The organism is Paenibacillus sp. 7541, assembly GCF_002276395.1.
In the GTDB taxonomy this organism is placed as follows: Bacteria; Bacillota; Bacilli; order Paenibacillales; family Paenibacillaceae; genus Paenibacillus_AQ; species Paenibacillus_AQ campinasensis.
Genome location: NZ_NQLZ01000040.1, coordinates 16871 through 38260 on the forward strand (window position 1 = coordinate 16871; position 21390 = coordinate 38260).

Consider the following 21390-nt stretch of genomic DNA (forward strand, 5'->3'; position numbering starts at 1 on the left):
AAAGGAGGTGGGTCTCACGTTACAGGAAAATCAACAAGACGCCAGGCAGATCGAGAGCGTCGTTGCGAGTGTCCAGCGGGGTGAAACCGAGCGGTTTGCTATCATCATCGATGCCTATCAGCAGCAGATATTCCGTTATTGCTGCAGAATGCTGGGCAATGTGCAGGATGCGGAGGACGCTGTTCAGGATATTATGGTGAAAGCCTACCAATCGATCTCGAGGTACAGGCCGGAAGTCAGCTTCTCTGCTTGGCTGTACCGTATCGCCTGCAATCACTGCCTGAATCTATTGCGGAGGCGCAAGCTGCATAGGCAGATCATGAACATTTTCAGACCGTCGCTTCTGGCCGCAAGTCCCGAGCAGGAGATGGAGAAACGCCTGTACAGCTATCCCTTGGAGAAGGCGCTGGCGGAGTTGACGCCGGAGGAACGAAACATCCTCGTATTGCGTGTGCTGGAGCAGCGGTCTTTTGCCGAGATGAGTGAGATTTTGCATATTAGCGCGAATGCGCTGACGAAACGGATGACAACAATCAAACGAAAGGTGCAGGCGGCAATGGCTGCAGAGGAGGAGATGACATGCCAAGAACCGAATTCGGTCATGAGCACGAAAATATGATACGAAAGCTTGCCCGTGAAGAGCATTTGCCAAACATCGATGTGACGGAGAGGGTCATGCAGCGAATTCATCACAGATCGTCTTCCAGGCCATGGCGGAGGCTGCTCAGCCCTATGGGCGCCGTAATGGGGATGTGTGTCTTGCTGCTGGTATCAGCAACGGCTTACGCGACCGCCGAGTTTATTCAGATACGGAACGCAGCCGGAGAAGTCAAGGTTCAGTACGTCTCCCCGGAGTCCAGGCCGGAGGCCGCGTCAGGGGACGACAAGTTTAAGAAGCAGGTGCTGGCCGAGGCGCAGCCCGGAGAGCTTATCGCTTATTACGTCAAGGACAAACGTGTGGGCGGAGCCAAGGCTGCCGGAGAGCAGGCTTCGTTGAAGTTCGCCTATAAGGAGCGGAAGCTGGAGGATTATGGAGCGTTTGTCCGGGAGATGAACAGAGTGGACGTCCCTGTGATGCCGGAGAAGATCGGAGAATACCTGTTTGACTACGGCACGGTACGGCCCTATTACACGGTCAATTCGATTGACGGGGATGTCTCGTTATACAACCGCACGGTCGCCGAATTGACAGCCAGGGCGCAGTCGGAGGCAGGCCGCCTGTTCATGGCGTCGATCCCGTGGACGCGAGCGTCGTCGGTAAGCGGGATATACTCCCTGGAAGGGGCGCATATCGGCATCCATGCCATGATGCTGTACGGCGCGGATGTCAAAGTTCAGCAAGAGGCGGAGAATGAGGCCGAAGTATTAGAACTGGGCTCCCGCACCATCATTTACAATGATGTTCAGAAGGAGCATGTTCAATACCGTTATCTGAACTGGTACAACGAAGAACAGGATGCCTACTACTCCCTGACCATGGATGGCGGGAAAACATTAACCAAGGAACAGCTGCTCAAGCTGGCCGAGGAACTGATGAATAACGGTTTATAGTCTCATGCTGCACAACGAACCCCCGGTGCCATCCGCTATACGGATGGCACCGGGGGTTGTTTGGTTGTTGCGGCTGTGAAGGAGGTGCCCCAGCTAGGCTCCCTCATGATTGCGTACAAAGGACAGCACGATGTCCTGGGGATGATCCCCAAAGCCGGAGCCGAACAGGTTCATGCCATTGGGATGAGCAGCATCCCGGCTCACCTCGAAGCGTACGCGGATCGGACGGTTGAACGACAGCTCCAGGTCCCCGATGGTCGTAGGACTCGCATCCTGTCCGTTGACCTGGCTTCCGCTGCCGGTGATGCGCCATTCGGTCAACAGGCCGTACTCGCTTCCGCTCCTCCATCGCTCGGGGGTGAGCTTGCCTTTGCGGTCTCCGAAATCGGCGGGGCTCGTCCACGTTCCGACAGGGAGATCGTTGATGATCAGCGAAATATCGGAGGGCCAATTCGAATTGAAGGAAGGGGCCTCCGAGCACAGCTCCGCGCGCAGGCGAAGCTCGTCGAGTGCGGCGCCGGGCGGCATCGGATTGGCGAAATAATATTCGACATAGCCCGCTCCCGAGAACCACAGAAGTGCGGCCTCGGTTCTCTCTGGCATGTAGAACGCGCGCGGATCGTCAGGCGAGCCGATCAACGATCCGTCCCTCGCGGCCATGCCGCAGGTAGGCTCAATTGAGCAGTGTGAGAACATGCCGATCGGCATATGAATTTCCTCGATTCGCTGCAGTCCCTCACCCGGCCTGGTCGGCAGCTCCAGGAAGATCGAGCGGCAGGTGACGGCGCAAATCTTCTCCCGATTCGCCCCTTGACTGGACACAACGAGATCGGCCTGCTCCAGCATCTGAACATTGATGGAAACGGTCGGCTGCGCAACGCCAAGCACCTCGGCAAGTTGACCGACACTCATCGGTTTTTCCCCCAGCGCTTCGAGAATCCGAACCCGGACATCGCTAGACAATGCTTTGGCTACTTCTACAATCCGCGAGGCGGGATAACGGTAGGTTTCCTGTTTCCATTCACTCATCGTCTCGTTCCTTTACTGAAGAGATTGTATGGTTCCAAGTGTACACTGAAATTTATATATTGTAAATTTATAATATACATTGCGATTTTTATATATAGATGCTAGAATAGGGGCAAATTGAAACCAAAGAAAGGTTGTGTTGTTATTATGGCGATCCCTGCAGCACCTGCCATTTCTACAGAAATCCCGCGTCCGGAGTATCCTCGACCGGATTTTGAACGAACCGATTGGTTGAACCTGAACGGCAAATGGTCATTCCAGCTTGAAGATTCGGCAGCAGATGCAACGCAGCAAGGAAGCGGCTCTGACGAAGCATATGCGCAGCGGGCTGGCGGTGCGGCGGCTCTGTTCGACTCCGAGATCCAGGTGCCGTTTTCCTGGGCAAGCCCGTTGTCCGGTATCGGAAGCGACACGAAGGGCGTCGGCTGGTATCGGCGGGCGGTGCAATGGAAGCCTTCTGAAGAGGGGGCGAATGTTGTTCTGAAGTTTGGCGCCGTGGACTACCGCTGTGATGTGTGGGTGAACGGCCAACATGTTGGCGCTCACCAGGGTGGCTACAGCCCGTTCGAGTTCGATGTGACCGCTGTGTGGCAAGCAGAGCAGGAGAATGTCATTGTCGTGCGTGCGGAGGATAATGATCATGACTACCAGACCCGGGGCAAGCAGGGGTACGGGGAGATCAGGGGCATTTGGCAGCCAGTATGGCTGGAGTCTAGACCGCATACGCATATTCGTCAATTCAAGTTTGAGACGGCTATTGACGGAACGGTTCAGCTCACCACGGTCATTCATGCGCATGAAGCGGGGAAGGCAGAGCTTGAGCTGTCTTTCAGAGAAGGGGCAGTGAGCCATAAGGATGAGTGGGAGCTGGAGCAGGGATTGAACGAGCACACGACCCGGTTTCAGGTGAGCGATCCGCAGCTATGGAGCCCGGAGAACCCGCATCTGTATGAAGGCGCGCTCCGTCTGTCCGGATCGTTCGGGGAAGATGTGGTTCATACGTATTTTGGCATACGCGAGATCGGCACAGCCGCATTCGAAGGGCGGGACTATCGCTGGATTACGCTGAATGGCAAGCCGGTCTACCTGAACGGCACGCTGGATCAGTCCTATCATGCGACAGGCTACTTTACGTATCCGACCGATGAGGAAATGCGCGATGAGATCTATTTGATGAAGCGGCTCGGGCTGAATTTTGTCCGTATTCACATTAAGCCGGAGGAACCGCGCAAGCTGTACTGGGCGGATAAGCTGGGCATTCTGGTGATGGAGGATATGCCTTGCTTCTGGGGCAATCCGGATGAGCAGGCGCGTTCCGCTTATGAGAGCGAGGCGCTAGAGGTGATCCAGCGCGACTGGAACCATCCTTCCATTTTCTCTTGGGTGATGTTTAATGAAACGTGGGGTCTGCGCACGGATGGCGAGGCTGCCGGAGTCACAGGAGATGCATCGCAGCAGAGATTCTATCTGCCGGAGACCCAGGAATGGGTGCGAGCCAAGTACAAATGGGCCAAGGAGCTTGATCCGACCCGTATTGTAGAGGACAACTCCCCGTGCAACTATGATCATGTCGAGTCGGACATCAATACATGGCACTTCTATCTCAATGGATATGAGGTCGTTCGGGAGCATCTGGAGGAGGTTGTGCAGAAGACCTATCCGGGATCGAGCTTTAACTATATCGACGGCAATGTGCAAAGCGACGCGCCGCTGATGAACAGCGAATGCGGCAATGTGTGGGGCATTCAGGGCGGCGCTGGCGACAGCGACCTGGCTTGGCACTACCGGTACATGCTGAACGAGTTCCGTCGCCATGACAAGATGTGCGGCTTCGTATTTACGGAGTTCCGCGACGTGACAAATGAGTTTAACGGGTACTACCGTCTGGACGGTACGGACAAAAAATTCGGATATGAGGATTTTGTGCCCGGTATGACGATTGCAGATTTGCATACGGCTGATTTTGTTGTTATCGACGCTCCGCCTTGCCAAACGGTGGAACAGGGATCGACGGTGGCCGTCTCGCTGCTGGGATCAAGCTACTCGGATCAGTATCATGGTCAGCAGCTCCGCCTTGAGTGGGAACTGTCGCATGACGATGTGGGGACGCGGATTGTCTCCGATTCGGGTTCACTGGATGTGGCATGGAAGGGTTACGGCGTATCCCCTCTGGCGGATCTGAACCCGCGGATGCCGCAGCAGGATGCGGTAGCCGTTCTGGGCGTTCGGCTCCTGGATGCCGAAGGGCGTGTAGTGACGCGGAACTTTATTACATTTGATGTGCGCGGGGCACAGGACGGGGACACGGATGGAGAAGGAACAACGATCCGCATTCCGGTCGGCGACTTCCGCGAGCACTCCTTCGAATATATGTGGGATGCGCTCCAGGGCGCCAAGGTAAATGGCGGTGGCGAAGGGCGGTTCGTCTACGACGTCCAGCTTCCGGGTCAGGAAGAAATGCCGTTCATCCGCGATATTGAGGTGCTGTTCGAAGCCGGGGCGAAGCATCTGCTGGCGCGCAATATCGAAGGCGAGCGGCTGAATCCGGATGGTACGGACTATATGCACGGGGCGTCGGCTAACGTGGAATACAATCCGAGCACCTATTACATGACGGATGAAGAGATGCACTCTTCCCGCGTATCGGTCTGGGTGGACGGTGAACAAGTAGGCCAGTTCGTGCTGATGGACGATCCGGCCGACAGCCGCGGCGTGCTCTCCTGGCATTACCAGCCGGTTCATAACCGGCTTGAGGAAGCCGGCTCTTACGGATACCTGTGCCGGGCACAGGTGCCGGGGAGACTGGCCGCGTCGCTGAACCACAAGCGCAGCTTCCAGCTGGAGCTGCGGGCAGAGGAAGGCGGCATCAGTCTGTACGGCCGCAATGCCGGCCGCTATCCGCTGGATCTGCAGGTGCGTTGCCGGTAACATCCAGGCGGCAGACCGATGTCTGGCTGGCTGGCAGTAAGAAGGCAAGCATCATAGAAGGCGACCAGGGGCTTCCGGGTTGACCGAATCACGAAAGAGGCTGTCCCAAAGTCATCGTAGATGACTAGGGACGGCCTCTTTTATAAGGAAGTAATAAATATTAAAATTGTAGCCTCCGCTATAAATCCATTTCTTCTGTTATTAAATATTCGATGTTAAGCATTAATTCGCTGACTCTATCGCCGGATACCGTGATGACATGCTGGACAATACAAACACGGCAATGATAGCGATGAGTACGCCGATTATACCGAACCAAGTAATGGATGCAAGAGAAATATGGTTAACGATCAGCCCGCCGATTCCTGCGCCGAAGGCCATGGCAAGCTGCATCATGGAACTGTTCAAGCTTAGCATGACGCCCGAGGATTCAGGAACGAGCGTAATCAGATTGAATTGCTGTGCCGGAGCCGATGACCAGGCGGCAAAAGACCAGAAGATCAAAATGGCGAATACGGCAGTGACCGACTGTCCGACGAAGGATAGCAAAATCAACGAAATGACGTGAAGTACCATCCCTGAAACGAGCGTGAAAAGAACGCCACGTTTATCCGCGCTGTAGCCGCCGACTTTCGACCCAATCAAGCTAGCGATGCCGAACACGAGCAGGGCTGCGCTAATCAATGATTCATCTAAATGAGTCACTTCTAGCAGAAAAGGGGAGATGTAGGTATAAGCGAGAGAATATCCCCCTAACCAGAAAAAAGTAATCGCCAATGCAACCAAAACCTGAGGTTCTTTTAACAAAGCTAATTGCTTGATCAGACGAACAGGCTTGTCGCCCTGAATACGTGGAAAGACCGAAGCAATAACAAACATGGCTATGACCCCGACAATTGCGATGGCCAGAAATACAGATTTCCAGCCAAAAGCCGAGGCTACCAATCTGCCGAGCGGGACTCCGATAATGAGCGATGCAGTTAAGCCCATGGTGACGTTGGCGATAGCGCTGGCCTGCTTGCCTGGCGAAGCGATTTTGGCGGCGATGCTGAGCGCGTTAACAGTAACCACCCCGGCACCTAACGCCGTAATGATTCTCGCCGCAATGAAGAAACCAAAGCCGGACAATATAAATGTCAGCAGATTTGCAGCAATAAAGAAGCCCAGGGAATAAAGGAGGAGCTTGCGCCGGTCCATTTTAGCCGTCAGCGCCATTAGAATAGGCGTGCCGACCGCATAGGCCAGAGAATAGACTGTAATGAGCTGGCCTGCTGCCGCAACGCTTGTTCCTAATGCCCCTGCGATCCTGTCCAAAATCCCGGAAATAACATAATTAGATGTTCCTACTAAAAAGGTGATCAAGACTAGAACGTAAATTTTCCATGTGCTTTTCATCATTCACACTCCTGATGTGTTTTAAAAATCTCGGGACTATCGTTACTAACCGACAGGCGGTCTCGAATAATATAAAACGTTTGTGCTCCTTCGTAGCGACTGTTATGAAACGGACATGGTTCTCTCTCCTTTTGTAAAAAGCGACATTCGTATTGCTTCTATACATCACTAGTAGCTTGAACAACACGTGTTGTATTTGTATGCTATAATAACAACCGAATGGTTCGCAATCATCAATAATCTTGAACCGTTGTATAGACAACACCGTTTCTATAATGTCGTTTTACTGGGGGGGATCTTAACCATGACAATTAATAAGAATCAAGCAGATCCTCGTGTGATACGTACACGGCGGCTCCTTCAAGACGCTTTTGATTCCTTAATTCAAGAAAAAGATTTTGATTCGATAACCGTTAGGGATATTGCAGAGCGGGCTACTGTTAACAGAACGACTTTTTATGCGCACTTTGTAGATAAATTCGAAATTCTTGAGGCCAGATTAATGGAATCATTTATGACGATCATAAATCGTAAAATAAGTGGTCATGAAGTTTTAACTGAAGAAACAATTCGGAGTATTTTCCTGGGGTTATGCGAATTTCATAAGGATCTAGGCACTATATGCAAAAAAAGAAATACATCGCTTGTACCTGCATTCGAAATTCAAATAAAGAAAAAAATTCAAGCGATACTTCTTTCCTTGATAGACAAAGACAAGATGCTACTGACTCCAAACACGCAATTCTTAATAAATACGGCTTCTATCATGTTAAGTTGGGGGATGTATGGTGCGGCTTACGTATGGAACAATGAGGGGCGTCTAATAAGTGCGGAAATATTCGTTGAGCAGACTATGCCCTTAGTGATGAACGGAGCCAAAGAATTGCTGGGATAGGTTCTGTCGCTAATGAAGAGCAACCGGAATTTCCGGCGACTCTTGCTTCGCGGCTTACCAAAAGTAAGTTGGAAGTCGGGTGGCTTTCGTTTGCCCATAATCTGCTCAAATAGGCAATGATGAACCAAAAAGCGCGAGTCTCGGGGGCTAAGTAACCTTCAAGACTCGCGCTTTTATGCTTAAAGTTAGAGACAAGGCCATCCCTGCCTAGAAAAAACTACGTTTAGGACTGCTCCTTTTATTCATATTGATGAGTACCGGAAGACGAACGAATGGTGTTGCAGTCATTTGACTCGCTTCTGGTACTGGTCTAGTTCTGACTTCTGTCAGCACCTATCTTTTTTGCCAGAAGAACTGAAGCGCCACCTTGGCACACCACAGGGCAAAGAGAAAGAAGAGCAGCGCCCACACAATCGCAGGCAAAAAGGTTAAATTCGCCAGATTGGTGGCATCGCCTGCATGTCCGGGGGCGGTCAGCGCCCGCATGCCCAGGCTTAACGGCCCGACAACGGATTCCTCCAGACAGAGGAAGGCGAGCAGCAGATAATAAAAGTTGCGTATCCGGACACCGAGGAAGTAAAAGATCAGGTTGATGACGATGAAGATGCCAAGCCACCAAACACCGTACCCCGAGCGCACGAAGAAGATGAGCATCACCAGCGCAAGCCCGGTAATGAGCAGCAACCCCTGCTCCTGCTTCTTCTTGGCATACAAATAAAACATAAGGATGGCAAATAACGATGCAGATATATATCCTGCCAGAGACACGATGATCGGTCCCCAGCCGGCAGTCAGAACAGAGTAGGTAACACCGCTGTGGTCCGGGTTCAGCTCAATGCTGAGCACACGCCCTGACATCAGAAGCGTCACAAAGGCGTGCCCGAGCTCGTGAATCATCGTATCCAGGATGCGGAACCAGGAGGAGAATGGAATTAGCCGGGTCAAGAACGCGGCGACTGCAAGAAATAACACTGCTTTGAGCCATTTATTCATTGGGAAGTTTCCTTTCCAGCTATCGTCGGCTGACAAATGGATTCAGTATATTATAACATGATCGGGTTCATAAAGATTCGCGCCGTTCGCTCCCGGAAAAATGCGAAAATACATTCGGGTCCGCTCGTAAAATGGTATAATTGGAGTTATGATGGAGGTTCGTTAAGGATGAGTGAAACGAGTAAACCTAATGACATTCACAATAGACATGTGCGCCATAAAGTCGTGACCGAGGGCGGCGTCCGGTTTGCTGAAATCGAGCTGGGCGGCGAGGAGCGGGATCTGCCGCTTCCGACCCGGGAGCCGGATCTGTTCGATTCGCAGCCTGGGCAGGGGAGCGATGCGGCGCGTTCCGGTGCGGGACAGTCCGGTGTCGGCGATAGCCCTGCCTCTCTTGTACAGCCGGAGGAGTCGCTGGACTTGGACTGGAATGAAAGCTTTCGCTACATATCCAGGGAGCAGCAGTTTGTGCAGCAGGCCAGAGAGCTGGCCTGGCATGTGGAGGAAGCGGCGCCGTTTGTCCCGTTCAAAAGCTACTGGCCTACCTATGATCAGATGACGCGCGACCAGCACAGGTGGTATTTCTACTGGCGGGAGGAGGTGCGGTCCGGACGCTATCCCGACACGGACTTGTCCTACCTGTTTATCTATGTGTATGAGCTGATTCACGGCATAGGCTGGAGCGATCCGGCGCAGGGCTACGCGCTGATGAATGCGGTATGGGAAGCTTATCGCGGACGTTATCCGAAGCTGGATACGTACTTGCGGGAGTGGCTATATGATTTTATGCTCGTTCATGGCCTGGATATGCCGGTGAAGGAGATTCCGCAGCGTCTGCCGCGAAGCCTGTCCAGCGTGCTGAAGGAGCTCGAATGGCTGCGGCGCTTCTCGGCTGATCCGGTGGACCTCGGCTGGGATTACCTGCTCGACATCATCGATTATGATGTGGAGAAAAGCCGCTTCTACCGGGAGGGCGGACGCAAGGCGCTGCAGCAGCTGTCTCCGAAGGTGATTGCGCTGGCGGACAGCTACTCGGCCCGCTATGAGGGGGGGCGCCTGATTGAACGTTATCGCCCCCGTCCCCGTCAGGTGACGCGGTATTTGTTCCGCAGCGCTGTATATGATCATGAGATGTATGGACGGACGGCAAGCGTGACGGTGCTGATGCTCAGCGAGCATGCTCCGCTTCGAAGTTACATGACCCAGCTTGTCCGGCTGACGGAGAACAAGCTGCGGGAGCTGAAAGGTTATAAAGGCAGGCTCCGAGGGATTGAGGTGCCAGCGGAACTGGAGGAGCTGGTAGGCCGTTTTCTGAAAAAAGAGTTGCATCAGGAAGCCGAGGATGAGCGCAAGAAATCCGCGCCGGCCGTGAAGATTGACAGCCGGAAGCTGCGGCGGCTGCAGCGGGAATCGGACGAGGTGCGAGATATGCTGCTCACGGACGCTGCGCATACGGATGCAGCGGTATCGGCTGCTGCCACTAAGCAGCAGGCAGAGGCTGCTGCGGCGTTGACCGATTCGCCGGAGGAGCGGCAAGGAGTGCGCGAGGCAGCTGGGAAGGCGAAACCGCTGGAGCGGGAGACCCCGCCTGCCAAGCGTGGCGGCAGCGAGCAGGCGCCGCTGTTCCAAGCGGTGATGGATTTTGATACCGAACCGCCAGTACGAGCGCCGTTGGCAGAGACTTCCGTGCATCCAGCGGCGGCGGCATCGCCAAACTCGGCAGAGGTGCCAGCGTCTTCAGAATCGTCAAAGTCGTCAAAGTCATCAGATTCGCGAGAATCGTTCGCAACGTCAGATTCCTCAAAGTTGCCTGTCCCGCCTTCATTACTGCCAGAACGGCCGCTTCATGTGTCTGAGCAAGGCGAGGTGATGTGGAACACCGCCTCGCTGGATGAGGAGTGGCAGCAGCTTGCTGAGCGGCTTGCGCCTGTTCATCTGGCGCTGCTGCTTGCGCTCAAGCACGGGCCGGACCGGGAAGCGATGCAGCGGGCGGCGGATCAGGCAGGCTCCATGCCGGAGCTGCTGCTGGATGAGATTAACGATGCTGCAATGGATACGATTGGAGACCTGTTGGTCGACGGGGATGCCATTGTGGATGAATATAGGGATAAGTTCGAAACATTGATGCGTGTCTGAGGAAATGAAGATGAGGATACAGATGAGGATAAAGTTTTAGTCGGCTTAGAAATCAGCATGTGAAACAGCATGCTACGCGGAGGGCCGGAGGAAGGATCAGAACGATAAGCTTTAAGTGGAGAACCAGAAGAGGTGATGAATGATGAACGAGCTGAAGATTCCCAAGCGGCTCACGACGGCGATCGTCAATTCGCTCACAGCCGGGGTCGTGCCGAGAGTGGGGCTTGAGTATATCGCGGTTGGACGCAAGCCCGAGGTTGAGTCGATCCTCAGAGACATGGACAACATCGCCGAGGGCGGGGCAGCCTTTCGCCTGATTACAGGGCGCTATGGCAGCGGCAAAAGCTTCCTGCTGCAAATGATCCGCAACTACGCCACAGACCGCGATTTCGTCGTGGCCGATGCCGATCTGTCGCCGGAGCGGAGGCTGGTAGGAACGAAGGGACAGGGGCTGGCTACGTACCGGGAGCTGATGACACATCTCTCGACGAAGACCCGCCCGGACGGCGGTGCGCTGGAAGCCATTCTCCAGAAATGGATCGCCTCCGTTCAGCAGGGGATCATGCAGGAGAAGGGGCTGCGTCCCGGGGATGCGGAACTGGATCAGGAGGTTGAGCTTAAGATTTATGCGGTGGCAAACAGCATGCGCAACCTGGTGCACGGATTTGATTTTGCCAAGGTGCTGGCCGCTTACTGGAGCGGTTACAAGCTGGCTGACGATGACCGGAAGGGAGCGGCGCTGCGCTGGCTGCGCGGGGAATACCCGACACGGACGGAGGCGCGCAAGGATCTCGGCGTCGGGGTCATCATCGATGACGACAACTGGTACGATTACATGAAGCTGTGGGCCGAGTTTACGGCGACCATCGGGTATAGAGGGCTTCTGCTGTTTATTGATGAAGGTGTGAACCTGTACAAAATAACGAACAGCATCTCGCGTCACAGCAACTACGAGAAGCTGCTGACGATGTTTAACGACACGATGCAGGGCAAGGCGGAGCACCTGGGCATCTATTTGGGCGGCACGCCGCAGTTTGTGGAGGATGAGCGCCGCGGACTGTTCAGCTATGACGCGCTCCGCTCCCGGCTGATCGACGGGCGCTATGGGAGCAGCGCGCTCAGAACCTACACATCCCCGATCCTGAAGCTGGACATGCTGTCTCATGAGGAAATTCTCGTGCTGCTGCAGAAGCTGCGCGATATCCATGCGCTGCATTTTCAGTATGAGGTGAGCCTGACGGATGAACAGCTGATTGCCTTTATGCAGATGGCTGTGGGGCGTCTGGGCGCAGAGGAGCTGCTGACGACCCGGGAGGTGGTCCGCGACTTCATGGACGTGCTGCATACGCTGCATCAGCATCATGATGTGACCTTCGAGGAGCTTCTGGGCGAGCGGGCCGCGATGCGGCCGGATGACAAGGAGCGGAAGGAGCAGCCGGCGGATGAACTGGATGATCTGCTGGCGGAGTTTGAGTTATGAGCGGGCATCCGTTCTCCAGGCTAGCGCCGTTTATTCAGGAGTTTATTTACAAAAAACGTTGGGAAACGCTGCGGGAAGCCCAGGTGGAGGCCTGCCGCGTTCTGTTTGATACGCCGAATCATCTGCTGATCGCCTCGGGGACGGCCTCGGGCAAGACGGAGGCGGCGTTCTTCCCGGCGCTGACGGAGCTGTACAACCGGCCTCCAAGCTCGGTGGGCATCCTGTATATCGGGCCGCTGAAGGCGCTGATCAACGATCAGTTCGAGCGGATCACCGAGCTGCTGAAGGAGGGCCAGGTTCCGGTCTGGCACTGGCATGGGGATGTGGCACAGGCCGAGAAAACCAAGCTGATGCAGAAGCCCTCCGGCGTGCTGCAAATTACGCCGGAATCGCTGGAAGGGCTGCTGATGAATCGTCCGAATGCGATCCCGGCCCTGTTCCAGGACCTGCGGTACGTCATTATCGACGAGGTTCACGCCTTCATGGGGGCCGATCGCGGAATTCAGGTGCTCAGTCAGCTTGCCCGCATCCAGCGGATGGCCTCATGCGCACCGAGACGGATCGGCTTGTCGGCCACGCTTCGCGACTACGACACCGCCGCAGGCTGGCTCGGTGCAGGCACGAAGCAAGCCGTTGAGGTGATCGCGCCGCAAGGGGCGCGCAAGCTGCGCCTGTCGGTGGAGCATTTCTCTTTCCCTGACGCGAGGGATGAGAAGCAGGCGGAGCAGCTGGAGCTGGCGCGCAAGGCTTATTATGATTTTGTGTATGACAACACCCATCATAAGAAAGCCCTTGTCTTCACCAACAGCCGCTCCGATGCGGAGCTGACAACGCTGGAGCTGCGCCGGATTGCGGCCAAGCGGCAGGATCCGGATGTATTCCATGTTCATCATGGAAGCATATCCGCCATGCTGCGCGAGGAGACGGAGGCCGCCCTTCGCAGCGGGCCTGGCCCTGCCGTTGCCGCCGCGACCTTGACGCTGGAGCTCGGCATCGATCTTGGCGAGCTGGAGCGGGTCATCCAGCTCGGCGCACCGTACAGCTGCTCCAGCTTTGTGCAGCGGCTCGGCCGCTCCGGACGCCGGGGGAGCCAGACGTCCGAGATGATGTTCCTCTGTCCGGAGGAAGAGGACGAAGAGGCGCAGCTGCCGGCACGGATGCCGTGGACGCTGCTGCGGGCCATCGCGGTCATCGAGCTGTACGTCCGCGAGAAGTGGGTGGAGCCGCTATCCCTACGGAAGAAGCCGGTCGGCGTGCTGTATCATCAGACGATGAGCGTCCTCAAGAGCATGGGAGAAGCTGCGCCTGCGGACCTGGCGAGGGAAGTGCTGACGCTGCCCGCTTTCCGCGGCATTGAGCCCGAGGAATACAAGCAGCTGCTTCAATATCTGCTGCAAACCGATCATATCCAGCGGACGGAGGAAGGCAGCCTCATCATCGGCCTTGGCGGGGAGAAGATCGTGAACAACTACCGGTTTTATGCCGTGTTCAAGGATGACGAGGAGCATGTCGTATACAACGGCTCAGAGGAGATCGGCTCCATTACGACCGTGCCGCCCCCGGGCTACTGTTTCTCGCTGGCGGGCAAGCTGTGGAAGGTCGAAGAGGTGGACACGAAGCATAAGGCGCTGTATGTGAAAGCCGCCAAAGGCAAGGTGGACACCCTCTGGCTTGGAGCCGGCGGGGATGTGCATACCCGGATCATGCAGAAGATAAAGGAAGTGCTGATGGACAGCACGATTTACCCTTATTTGGCGCCAGGGGCTGTGAACCGGCTGGAGCGCGCTCGCAGGCTGGCGCGGGAGAGCGGGCTGCTCAGCAGCGTGGTCATCCCGGCTGGCGGAGACTCGCTTTTTATTTTGCCCTGGGCGGGCAGCAAGCAGTTTCGTACTCTTGAGCGCTTGCTGAAGCATAATCTGTCGGATCGGCTTGCCTTGCGGTCCATTGTGCCGATGGAGCCGTATTACATGGTGGTTGCCGGCCGGACGGATGACAGGACGCTGATGGAGCAAATTCTTAATGAACTGAAAGCTTGCCAGGACGCAAGCGATTTGCTGGATGCCGACGAGGCTCCTTATCTTGGAAAATATGATGAGTTTGTGCCGCCGCAGCTGGTCCGCACCGCCTTTGCGGTGGATGGACTGGATGTGCAGGGATTGGCTGACGTGCTGAAGGAAGGCTGAAGTTCTTCATGAGTCTGAAGTGCTGAAGGAAGGCTGAAGTGCTTAAAGATTCCTGAAGTGCTTGATGAGTCCGGATGAGGTGCGTAACGGGGAACGGGCAAGTGTCAGGAGTCGAGTCTTGAAGAGGGGCTCTATGTGTGGAGGCAAGGCTCACTAGGGCACAATAAGGTATGATCGTTGCCTGAGGAGTGTTTGTTGTCTTCCCCCTTAGCACCATTATCCCTTTGATTCAGGGGGATGCCTGATCAAACGGGATAATGGTGCTAGGCCTCAGGACGACAGGCTTCGCGCTCCCGGCACGACCGGTTTTTGGCTAATAAACGAAAAAAAACATTGTGCTGAAAACGTTTTTATGCTAATTTAATTTTATTAAAACGTTTTTAGAGAAAAGGACGAAGGATATGGGGAAGGTAACCATTAAAGATGTGGCAAGGGAGGCGGGAGTCTCCATTTCGACGGTGTCCAATGCCTTGAATGATGTGGATGTGCTTAATCCGGAGACCAAGTCCCATGTGCTGGAAGTGGCCAAGCGGCTCAATTACGTGCCGAATCTGAATGGCAAGCTGTTGAAGTCCGGAACGACCAAGATGCTTGGGTTCTTCACAACAAGCGTGGCGGGTCCGTATTTCTACACGCTGGTGGAATCGATGTCGCGGGAGTGCGACCGGCTCGGCTACGGCTTGAACGTGTTCGTTACAACGGATAAGCAGATCATTATGAGTAATATTCTTGGCGGGCGCGTGGATGGGGTCGTTATATTTGAAGAACTGAGAATTGACGATCAGGATATCGCCGCGATGGAGAAGAACAAGGTGAAGGCGGTCTTTCTTGATCGCGTCATTCGCAGTGAAGGCATGGGAAGCGTGATTTTCGACTCCTATGAGGCCGGCTATGAGGCAACCCGGTATTTGATCAGTCTGGGGCACCGCAAGATCGCCTATATTTCAGGCGTCGATACGATGTTTGACAGCGTGCAGCGGAAGGAAGGCTACCTGGCGGCACTGCGCGAGGCCCAGTTTCCGGTGGACGAGGACTATATTTTGCAAGGTTATTTTGAAGAAGAGGGCTCTTACAATGCCGTCAAATCATTCATTCACAACCATCCGGGCAAACTACCGGACGCCTTCCTGGCGGGGAATGACTTGAGTGCAATCGGCTGCATACGCGCGCTGAAATCCCTTGGCTATGACATTCCGAACGATATTAGCGTCGTAGGCTTTGACGACATTGATATTGCGCAGTATTTTTCGCCGCCGCTCACGACGGTGCGAAATCAGATTGCCAGACAGGGCATGCTGGTGGTGAACCATCTGGTCCGGATGATTCAGAACAAGGAGCAGGGCAAGGTGGAGAAGCTGGCTGGCGAGTTGATCGTGCGCGGATCGAGCCATATCAAGTTGTCCCGGCCGTCTTGAGGCAGCGAAGGCAGAGAAGGCAGCGGCGCGGCGGGCCTGCTCCGTTCCCAGGGCAGCGGATCGCGTCTGCACAAGGAAGCGGCCCCCGCGGGAAACGGCGTTTTGTTACGGCTTAGGACCGGTATCTGAAGAAGAATGAGGCTGCAAGATCGATGCCGGTCTGTTTTTTTAATGCATGAAGGGAGGCGATCGCCAAAAAATAAAAACGTTTTAATAACTTGGAGATGCAAAAAAATCATTCTCATAGCAGTTTAAAGGGGGGCGAAGCCAATGGGCAAGCCGGCTGCAGTTCACTCAACCGGGCCCGCTAAGGCCGGTCTGAACGGCAAGAAGCCGATGGGCCAAAGAGTCAGGGAGTTTGCGGTAGACTTCATGCGGCAATGGGAGCTTCAGTCCATGATATGGCCAGGCGTCATTTTCATGATTATCTTTTGCTACATACCGATTTATGGGCTGACTATCGCATTCAAGCATTACACCGTGATCGACACGCTGGACTCTGCGCCATGGGTTGGATTGGAGAACTTCAGAATTATTATGTCGGACCGGTATTTTTGGGATTCGGTGGTCAACACGCTGGGCATCAGCTTCTTGAAACTGGCGATAGGATTTGTCATTCCGATTATTCTGGCGGTCATGATTTATGAGGTCAGATGGGGGCGCTTCAAGAAATTCGTGCAAACCGTTTCTTACCTTCCGCACTTTCTATCCTGGATTGTGCTCGGCGGGATGCTGATCACTTGGCTTTCGACATCGGGGCTGTTCAATCAGATTCTGGTGGAGCTCGGACTGATCTCGAAGCCGCAGAACATCCTGCTTGATCCAGGCAAGTACTGGTGGATTGCCACGCTGTCGGATGTGTGGAAAGAGGCGGGCTGGGGAACGATTCTGTATCTGGCGATTATGGCCAAAATTGATCCCACATACTACGAAGCGGCCAAGATTGACGGGGCAAGTCGTCTGCGTCAGATCTGGTATATTACGATCCCGAACATGAAGACGATTATCAGTTTGAATTTGATCCTCACTGTAAGCGGTTTATTAGGCTCGAATCTCGATCAGACACTGGTGCTGATGAACTCGCAGAACCGGGAGAAGGCCGAGGTCATCAACTCCTACGTATATCGGATGGGGATGACGCAAGGGGACTTCTCTTATGCGACGGCCGTCGGGCTGGGGGTATCGATCGTGTCGGTCATTCTGCTTGTTACCGCGAACAAAATCACGAGCAAATTAAACGATAATCAGTCCGTTCTGTAATGGCAAACGAGAGGAGGCTTTACGCTTGAATTCAAAGATTGCAAAAGGGGATCTGGACAGCCGAATCTTTGATGTCGTCAATACCGTGCTGCTGGTGCTGTTTACGATTATCATCGTCGTTCCGCTCTGGAATGTTGTTGTGTCATCCTTCAGCTCGGGCAGATCCTTGGCGGAAGGCGGCTTTATATTCTGGCCCAAGGAGTTTTCCCTGGAAAACTATCAGGCCGTGTTCCGGGACGACTCGATTTGGCAGGCATTCTTTATTTCGGTTGCCAAAACGGTGATCGGGGTGGCCACCCACGTCTTTTTCTGTGCGATGGTCGGCTACGGCTTGAGCAAAAAGTATGTTCGCGGACGGAAGCTGTATGTGGTGATGGGAGTCATTACCATGTTCTTCTCCGGCGGTATGATTCCGACCTATCTGTTGATCAAATCGCTCGGATTGCTGAACAGCTTCTGGGTATATATCATCCCGGCGCTATTGAGTTTCTATGATGTCATTATTCTGATGAACTTTTTCCGCAACGTGCCGGATTCGCTGGAGGAGTCGGCGAAGATTGACGGCGGGGGAGACTGGCGCATTTTCCTCAGCATCTTCATCCCACTGTCCATGCCGGCGATGGCAACGATCGCCCTGTTCAACGGGGTCGGGCAATGGAACGATTTTATGACGACCAAGCTCTACATCACGGATCAGTCATTGTACCCGCTGCAGATGATGCTGTATGAGATCATAGTCCAGTCCCAGACGCAGACGATGCAGAATATGGGCTCGGTGGCCATCCAGACGACCACCAAAGGGGTTCAGCTGGCCACCATTGTAGTGACAACGCTGCCGATTGTCATAATTTACCCGCTGCTGCAGCGGTACTTCATCTCGGGCATTATGCTAGGGGCGGTCAAGGAATAGGCATGCCCGAATAACGGGGGACCAATCACGATGCCCCGAATTGAGGTAAGCGCTTTACCTAATATAAAGGAGGACAAGAAGATGGGCAACAAACAAGCGTTTTGGAAAAAAGGGATGGGACTATTCACCGGCGTACTGACACTTGCGCTGGTTGTCACGGGCTGCGGATCAGGCGGTGACAGCAATTCGAATAAAGAGAACTGGATTTCGATTGAGGACCGGTACACACCGGACCCGAACACGCCGGCCTGGCAGCTGGATACGAAGGAAGAGATCACCGAGCTGACCTGGTATGTGAATGCGGATTGGTGGAACACCGATTTTGGCAAGGATGTGGTGACCCAAAAAATTAAAGAAGACCTGAACATCGATATTAAATTCATTACCGGCGACGATACGAAATTGAATACGTTTTTTGCTGGCGGCGATATGCCGGACCTGATTACAACCTTTGACTCCAACTCTCCGGTGGTGCAGAAGGCGGCAAACTGGGCGCTTCCGCTGAACGATCTGGCTGAGAAATATGATCCGCATTTCAATCAGGTAGCGGCGCAGGATACGCTGAATTGGTTCCAGCTATCGGATGGCAAGACGTACGGTTACCCGAACTACTCCAATACCCAGGAGGATTATGACAGCGGTAACATTCCGGCCAAAACAGCGTTCATTATCCGCAAGGACGTGTACGAGGCGCTTGGCAAGCCAAGCATGGGCACGCCGGAGGAGTTCAAACAGACGCTTAGCGAGATTAAGCGTGAATTCCCGCAGCTGATTCCGTTTGGCTTCAATTCGATCGGTGAAGGTACCGGGTCCCTGGGCGATGTGCTTCAGGATTTCATCGGTGTGCCGCTTGAGGATGAGAACGGCAACTTCTATAACCGCAATCTGGATGAAGACTACATTACCTGGCTGAAAACATTGAATGAAGTATATCGCAGCGATGCCATCAGCGATGACAGCTTCGCGGATGACGGCACGGCATTTGAGGAAAAAGTGAAGGCCGGCAAATACGCAACGATTCTGCTGGACGGTACACCGCAGCAGGGGGGCAACCTGCAAAGCTTCATGACCCACAATCCCGGCAAGGAATATATCGCGATTGACGGCCCGCAAAGCACGGTTGGCAACGAACCGACCCTGAACCAGTCCGGAATTACCGGCTGGATGATCAGCTTCATTACGAAATCAAACGCCGACCCGGCCAAGTCGATTCAGCTCTTCACCTATCTTCTGAGTGAGGAAGGCCAAATGCTGATGAACTATGGCATCGAAGGCGAGACCTATAAAGTGAACGCGGACGGCACGGTAGAGTTCCTGCCGGAGGTGAAGGAGCTTCAGCTGAACAACCCGGATGCATTCAAGAAAGACTACCGCATGGGTGAATTCATGTTCTTCGGTCACGACCGTCACAAGGCGCTGAGCGGAGATGCCTTCCCGGATGCGATCAAGCAGATGCAGGAATGGGGCAAAGGCAAGCTGAAGCCGCATTTCATTCTGGAGAATATCAACCCGGCTCAAGGCACACCGGAAGCGCGGTCGCTCAGCACGATCGATACCAAGTGGAACACCACGCTTGTAAGCTTGATTCGCGCCAGCGACGAAGCCCATTTCAACAATATTTTGAGTGAATACAAAGCCTTCATCGAAGATAATAACTGGAACAAAATTCTGGAGATTCGCAACGAAAAAATGAAAGCGAACAAGGAGAAGCTGGGCCTGCAATAAGAGGAGCTCGTCAGCTTTGTTAGGATAGGAAGTAAATTACATCTGGAGGGAATGACATGTTGGATACCGTCATCTATCAATCAAGCGGGGAGAATGAACTGTTCATACAAAAGACAAGGGATGAGCTTCCTCCCCAAGCTTCCGGTGAACAGTCCCATACGGTCGCTGTGGACGAAGCGCAGACCTATCAGGAAATGGATGGCTTCGGCGCGTCCTTCACGGACTCCGCAGCTTACCTGATCCATCAGGTGCTCGATTCAAAGCAGCGGGCAGAGCTTATGGTCAAGCTGTTTGATGCCAAGCAAGGCATCGGCCTGTCCGTTCTGCGCAACCCGATGGGCGCCTCAGATTATGCCCGCGATTTCTACAGTTATAATGATCTGCCTGCTGGGGAAACAGACCTGGAGCTGAAGCAATTCTCCATCGAGCATGACGAAGCGGACATCATTCCGCTGCTGCAAGAGGCGATGAAGCTGAATCCGGACCTGAAGCTAATGGCTTCGCCATGGAGTCCGCCTGGCTGGATGAAAACGAGCGGCTCCATGATTGGCGGGGAGCTGAAGCAGGAATATTATTCGGTGTATGCGGATTATTTTGTACACTATATTCAGGGTTATGCGGAGCATGGTCTGTCGATCTACGCGATTACCCCGCAGAACGAGGCGCTGTATTCCCCGGGCCACTATCCGGGGATGATTATGCTGCCGGCAGCGCAGGCGGATTTCATCAAGCATCATCTGAAGCCGCGGTTCCGGGCGCATGGAATCCACACCAAGATCCTTTGCTATGATCATAACTGGGATAAGCCGGAATACCCGCTGGAAGTGCTGGAGCAGGCGGGGGAAGAGGTGGACGGTGTGGCCTGGCATTGGTATGGCGGTAAACCTTCAGCGCAGACCCAGGTGTATGAAGCCTTCCCGGACAAAGAGGTGCATTTCACAGAAGGGTCCGGTGGGGAGTGGATTCCGCCGTTCGAGCAGGCCTTCTCCAACGTGATGCGCACGGGAATCGAAATTTTGCGGAACTACAGCAAATCCTTGGTGTTATGGAATATGGCGCTGGATGAGCAGAATGGCCCAACCGTGCCCGGGTTCGGAACGAGCACATGCCGCGGGATCGTAACGGTCAATCAGCAAACGAAGGATCTGACCTATACGCTGGATTATTACGCCCTGGCTCATTTCAGCAAATGCATCCGCCCGAAAGCGGTGCGTGTGGCTTCCACCAGCGGTGAACTCGTGCGATCCGTCGCTTTCAAGAACACCGACGGGTCGGTAGCGGTCGTCCTGTTTAACGACAGCGATAAGGCCGAGAACGTGACGCTGCAGGTGAGAGGCGAGGAATGCCTGCGCTTCAGCATGGAGGCGAAGAGTGCGCTTACCTTCTGCACCGCCTGACTCCTGGCGTTTAAGGATGATCGTCGGAGCTGTCTGATTCCAATAAGTCTCTAAAATAAAAAGGTTGGGCGAAAAAACGTAAAGTTATCCGTC

The 21390-nt window shown here is 54.2% G+C and carries 15 protein-coding genes and 1 pseudogene; 13 read left to right on the forward strand and 3 right to left on the reverse strand.

From position 1 onward, the window contains the following. The first annotated feature begins 7 nt into the window (after positions 1–7). Both CHH75_RS21495 and CHH75_RS21500 read left to right on the forward strand, forming a co-directional pair. Positions 8–619, forward strand: a complete 612-nt coding sequence (locus CHH75_RS21495) for an RNA polymerase sigma factor (protein WP_095267730.1) — start codon at positions 8–10, stop codon at positions 617–619. Beyond that, complete coding sequence (locus CHH75_RS21500; protein WP_095267731.1) at positions 580–1551, forward strand: hypothetical protein; 972 nt, start codon at positions 580–582, stop codon at positions 1549–1551. The genes CHH75_RS21495 and CHH75_RS21500 overlap by 40 nt, the downstream gene beginning before the upstream one ends. Before the next feature lie 93 nt (positions 1552–1644). On the opposite strand, the gene CHH75_RS21505 is transcribed toward CHH75_RS21500, so the two are convergent. Beyond that, entirely contained in the window at positions 1645–2580 is a 936-nt protein-coding gene (locus tag CHH75_RS21505) for an ArsR/SmtB family transcription factor (protein ID WP_095267732.1), read from the reverse strand. A gap of 147 nt (positions 2581–2727) precedes the next feature. Here CHH75_RS21505 and CHH75_RS21510 point away from each other — a divergent pair, with 147 nt between their 5' ends. Continuing rightward, entirely contained in the window at positions 2728–5508 is a 2781-nt protein-coding gene (locus tag CHH75_RS21510; protein ID WP_095399125.1) for a glycoside hydrolase family 2 protein, read from the forward strand. A 222-nt stretch (positions 5509–5730) separates the two neighbouring features. On the opposite strand, the gene CHH75_RS21515 is transcribed toward CHH75_RS21510, so the two are convergent. Next, entirely contained in the window at positions 5731–6903 is a 1173-nt protein-coding gene (locus tag CHH75_RS21515; RefSeq protein ID WP_095399126.1) for an MFS transporter, read from the reverse strand. A 304-nt stretch (positions 6904–7207) separates the two neighbouring features. Between CHH75_RS21515 and CHH75_RS21520 the strand changes: the two genes are divergently transcribed. Further along, positions 7208–7798 (forward strand): TetR/AcrR family transcriptional regulator, encoded by a 591-nt coding sequence (locus tag CHH75_RS21520; RefSeq protein WP_095267735.1) that lies wholly within the window; start codon positions 7208–7210, stop codon positions 7796–7798. Positions 7799–7813: 15 nt separating this feature from the next. Further along, a pseudogene (locus tag CHH75_RS25620) lies at positions 7814–7911 on the forward strand (transposase); the annotation flags it as partial. 220 nt (positions 7912–8131) lie between these two features. On the opposite strand, the gene CHH75_RS21525 reads toward CHH75_RS25620, so the two are convergent. Beyond that, entirely contained in the window at positions 8132–8791 is a 660-nt protein-coding gene (locus CHH75_RS21525; RefSeq protein WP_095267736.1) for a M50 family metallopeptidase, read from the reverse strand. A 168-nt stretch (positions 8792–8959) separates the two neighbouring features. Here CHH75_RS21525 and CHH75_RS21530 point away from each other — a divergent pair, with 168 nt between their 5' ends. The 8 genes from CHH75_RS21530 (at position 8960) to CHH75_RS21565 (ending at position 21297) form a co-directional block, all read left to right on the forward strand. Next, positions 8960–10927, forward strand: coding sequence for a TerB N-terminal domain-containing protein (locus CHH75_RS21530; protein WP_095399127.1), 1968 nt, complete (start codon positions 8960–8962; stop codon positions 10925–10927). Positions 10928–11069: 142 nt separating this feature from the next. Continuing rightward, a complete protein-coding gene (locus CHH75_RS21535; RefSeq protein WP_095267762.1) occupies positions 11070–12407 on the forward strand; it encodes an ATP-binding protein in 1338 nt (445 codons plus the stop codon). Next, positions 12404–14590, forward strand: a complete 2187-nt coding sequence (locus CHH75_RS21540; protein ID WP_095399128.1) for a DEAD/DEAH box helicase — start codon at positions 12404–12406, stop codon at positions 14588–14590. The genes CHH75_RS21535 and CHH75_RS21540 overlap by 4 nt, the downstream gene beginning before the upstream one ends. Positions 14591–14991: 401 nt before the next feature. Then, the gene (locus tag CHH75_RS21545) at positions 14992–16005 is read left to right on the forward strand and encodes a LacI family DNA-binding transcriptional regulator (RefSeq protein ID WP_095399129.1); all 1014 of its coding nucleotides are present in this window, start codon (positions 14992–14994) and stop codon (positions 16003–16005) included. A gap of 270 nt (positions 16006–16275) precedes the next feature. After that, the gene (locus CHH75_RS21550) at positions 16276–17265 is read left to right on the forward strand and encodes an ABC transporter permease (RefSeq protein ID WP_176475633.1); all 990 of its coding nucleotides are present in this window, start codon (positions 16276–16278) and stop codon (positions 17263–17265) included. A gap of 25 nt (positions 17266–17290) precedes the next feature. Beyond that, the gene (locus CHH75_RS21555; protein ID WP_095267740.1) at positions 17291–18175 is read left to right on the forward strand and encodes a carbohydrate ABC transporter permease; all 885 of its coding nucleotides are present in this window, start codon (positions 17291–17293) and stop codon (positions 18173–18175) included. 114 nt (positions 18176–18289) lie between these two features. Further along, on the forward strand, positions 18290–19900 hold the full coding sequence (locus CHH75_RS21560) for a type 2 periplasmic-binding domain-containing protein (RefSeq protein ID WP_413773623.1): 1611 nt from the start codon (positions 18290–18292) through the stop codon (positions 19898–19900). A 56-nt stretch (positions 19901–19956) separates the two neighbouring features. Then, complete coding sequence (locus CHH75_RS21565) at positions 19957–21297, forward strand: glycoside hydrolase family 30 protein (RefSeq protein WP_095399131.1); 1341 nt, start codon at positions 19957–19959, stop codon at positions 21295–21297. The last annotated feature ends 93 nt before the right edge of the window (positions 21298–21390 follow it).

What these genes read in the sequence shown, in the direction of transcription:
- CHH75_RS21525 (WP_095267736.1), bottom strand. Translation starts at nt 8,791, where the DNA reads ATGAATAAATGGCTCAAAGCAGTGTTATTTCTTGCAGTCGCCGCGTTC.
- CHH75_RS21505 (WP_095267732.1), bottom strand. Translation starts at nt 2,580, where the DNA reads ATGAGTGAATGGAAACAGGAAACCTACCGTTATCCCGCCTCGCGGATT.
- CHH75_RS21520 (WP_095267735.1), top strand. Translation starts at nt 7,208, where the DNA reads ATGACAATTAATAAGAATCAAGCAGATCCTCGTGTGATACGTACACGG.
- CHH75_RS21510 (WP_095399125.1), top strand. Translation starts at nt 2,728, where the DNA reads ATGGCGATCCCTGCAGCACCTGCCATTTCTACAGAAATCCCGCGTCCG.
- CHH75_RS21550 (WP_176475633.1), top strand. Translation starts at nt 16,276, where the DNA reads ATGGGCAAGCCGGCTGCAGTTCACTCAACCGGGCCCGCTAAGGCCGGT.
- CHH75_RS21560 (WP_413773623.1), top strand. Translation starts at nt 18,290, where the DNA reads ATGGGACTATTCACCGGCGTACTGACACTTGCGCTGGTTGTCACGGGC.
- CHH75_RS21530 (WP_095399127.1), top strand. Translation starts at nt 8,960, where the DNA reads ATGAGTGAAACGAGTAAACCTAATGACATTCACAATAGACATGTGCGC.
- CHH75_RS21515 (WP_095399126.1), bottom strand. Translation starts at nt 6,903, where the DNA reads ATGAAAAGCACATGGAAAATTTACGTTCTAGTCTTGATCACCTTTTTA.
- CHH75_RS21500 (WP_095267731.1), top strand. Translation starts at nt 580, where the DNA reads ATGCCAAGAACCGAATTCGGTCATGAGCACGAAAATATGATACGAAAG.
- CHH75_RS21535 (WP_095267762.1), top strand. Translation starts at nt 11,070, where the DNA reads ATGAACGAGCTGAAGATTCCCAAGCGGCTCACGACGGCGATCGTCAAT.
- CHH75_RS21540 (WP_095399128.1), top strand. Translation starts at nt 12,404, where the DNA reads ATGAGCGGGCATCCGTTCTCCAGGCTAGCGCCGTTTATTCAGGAGTTT.
- CHH75_RS21565 (WP_095399131.1), top strand. Translation starts at nt 19,957, where the DNA reads ATGTTGGATACCGTCATCTATCAATCAAGCGGGGAGAATGAACTGTTC.
- CHH75_RS21545 (WP_095399129.1), top strand. Translation starts at nt 14,992, where the DNA reads ATGGGGAAGGTAACCATTAAAGATGTGGCAAGGGAGGCGGGAGTCTCC.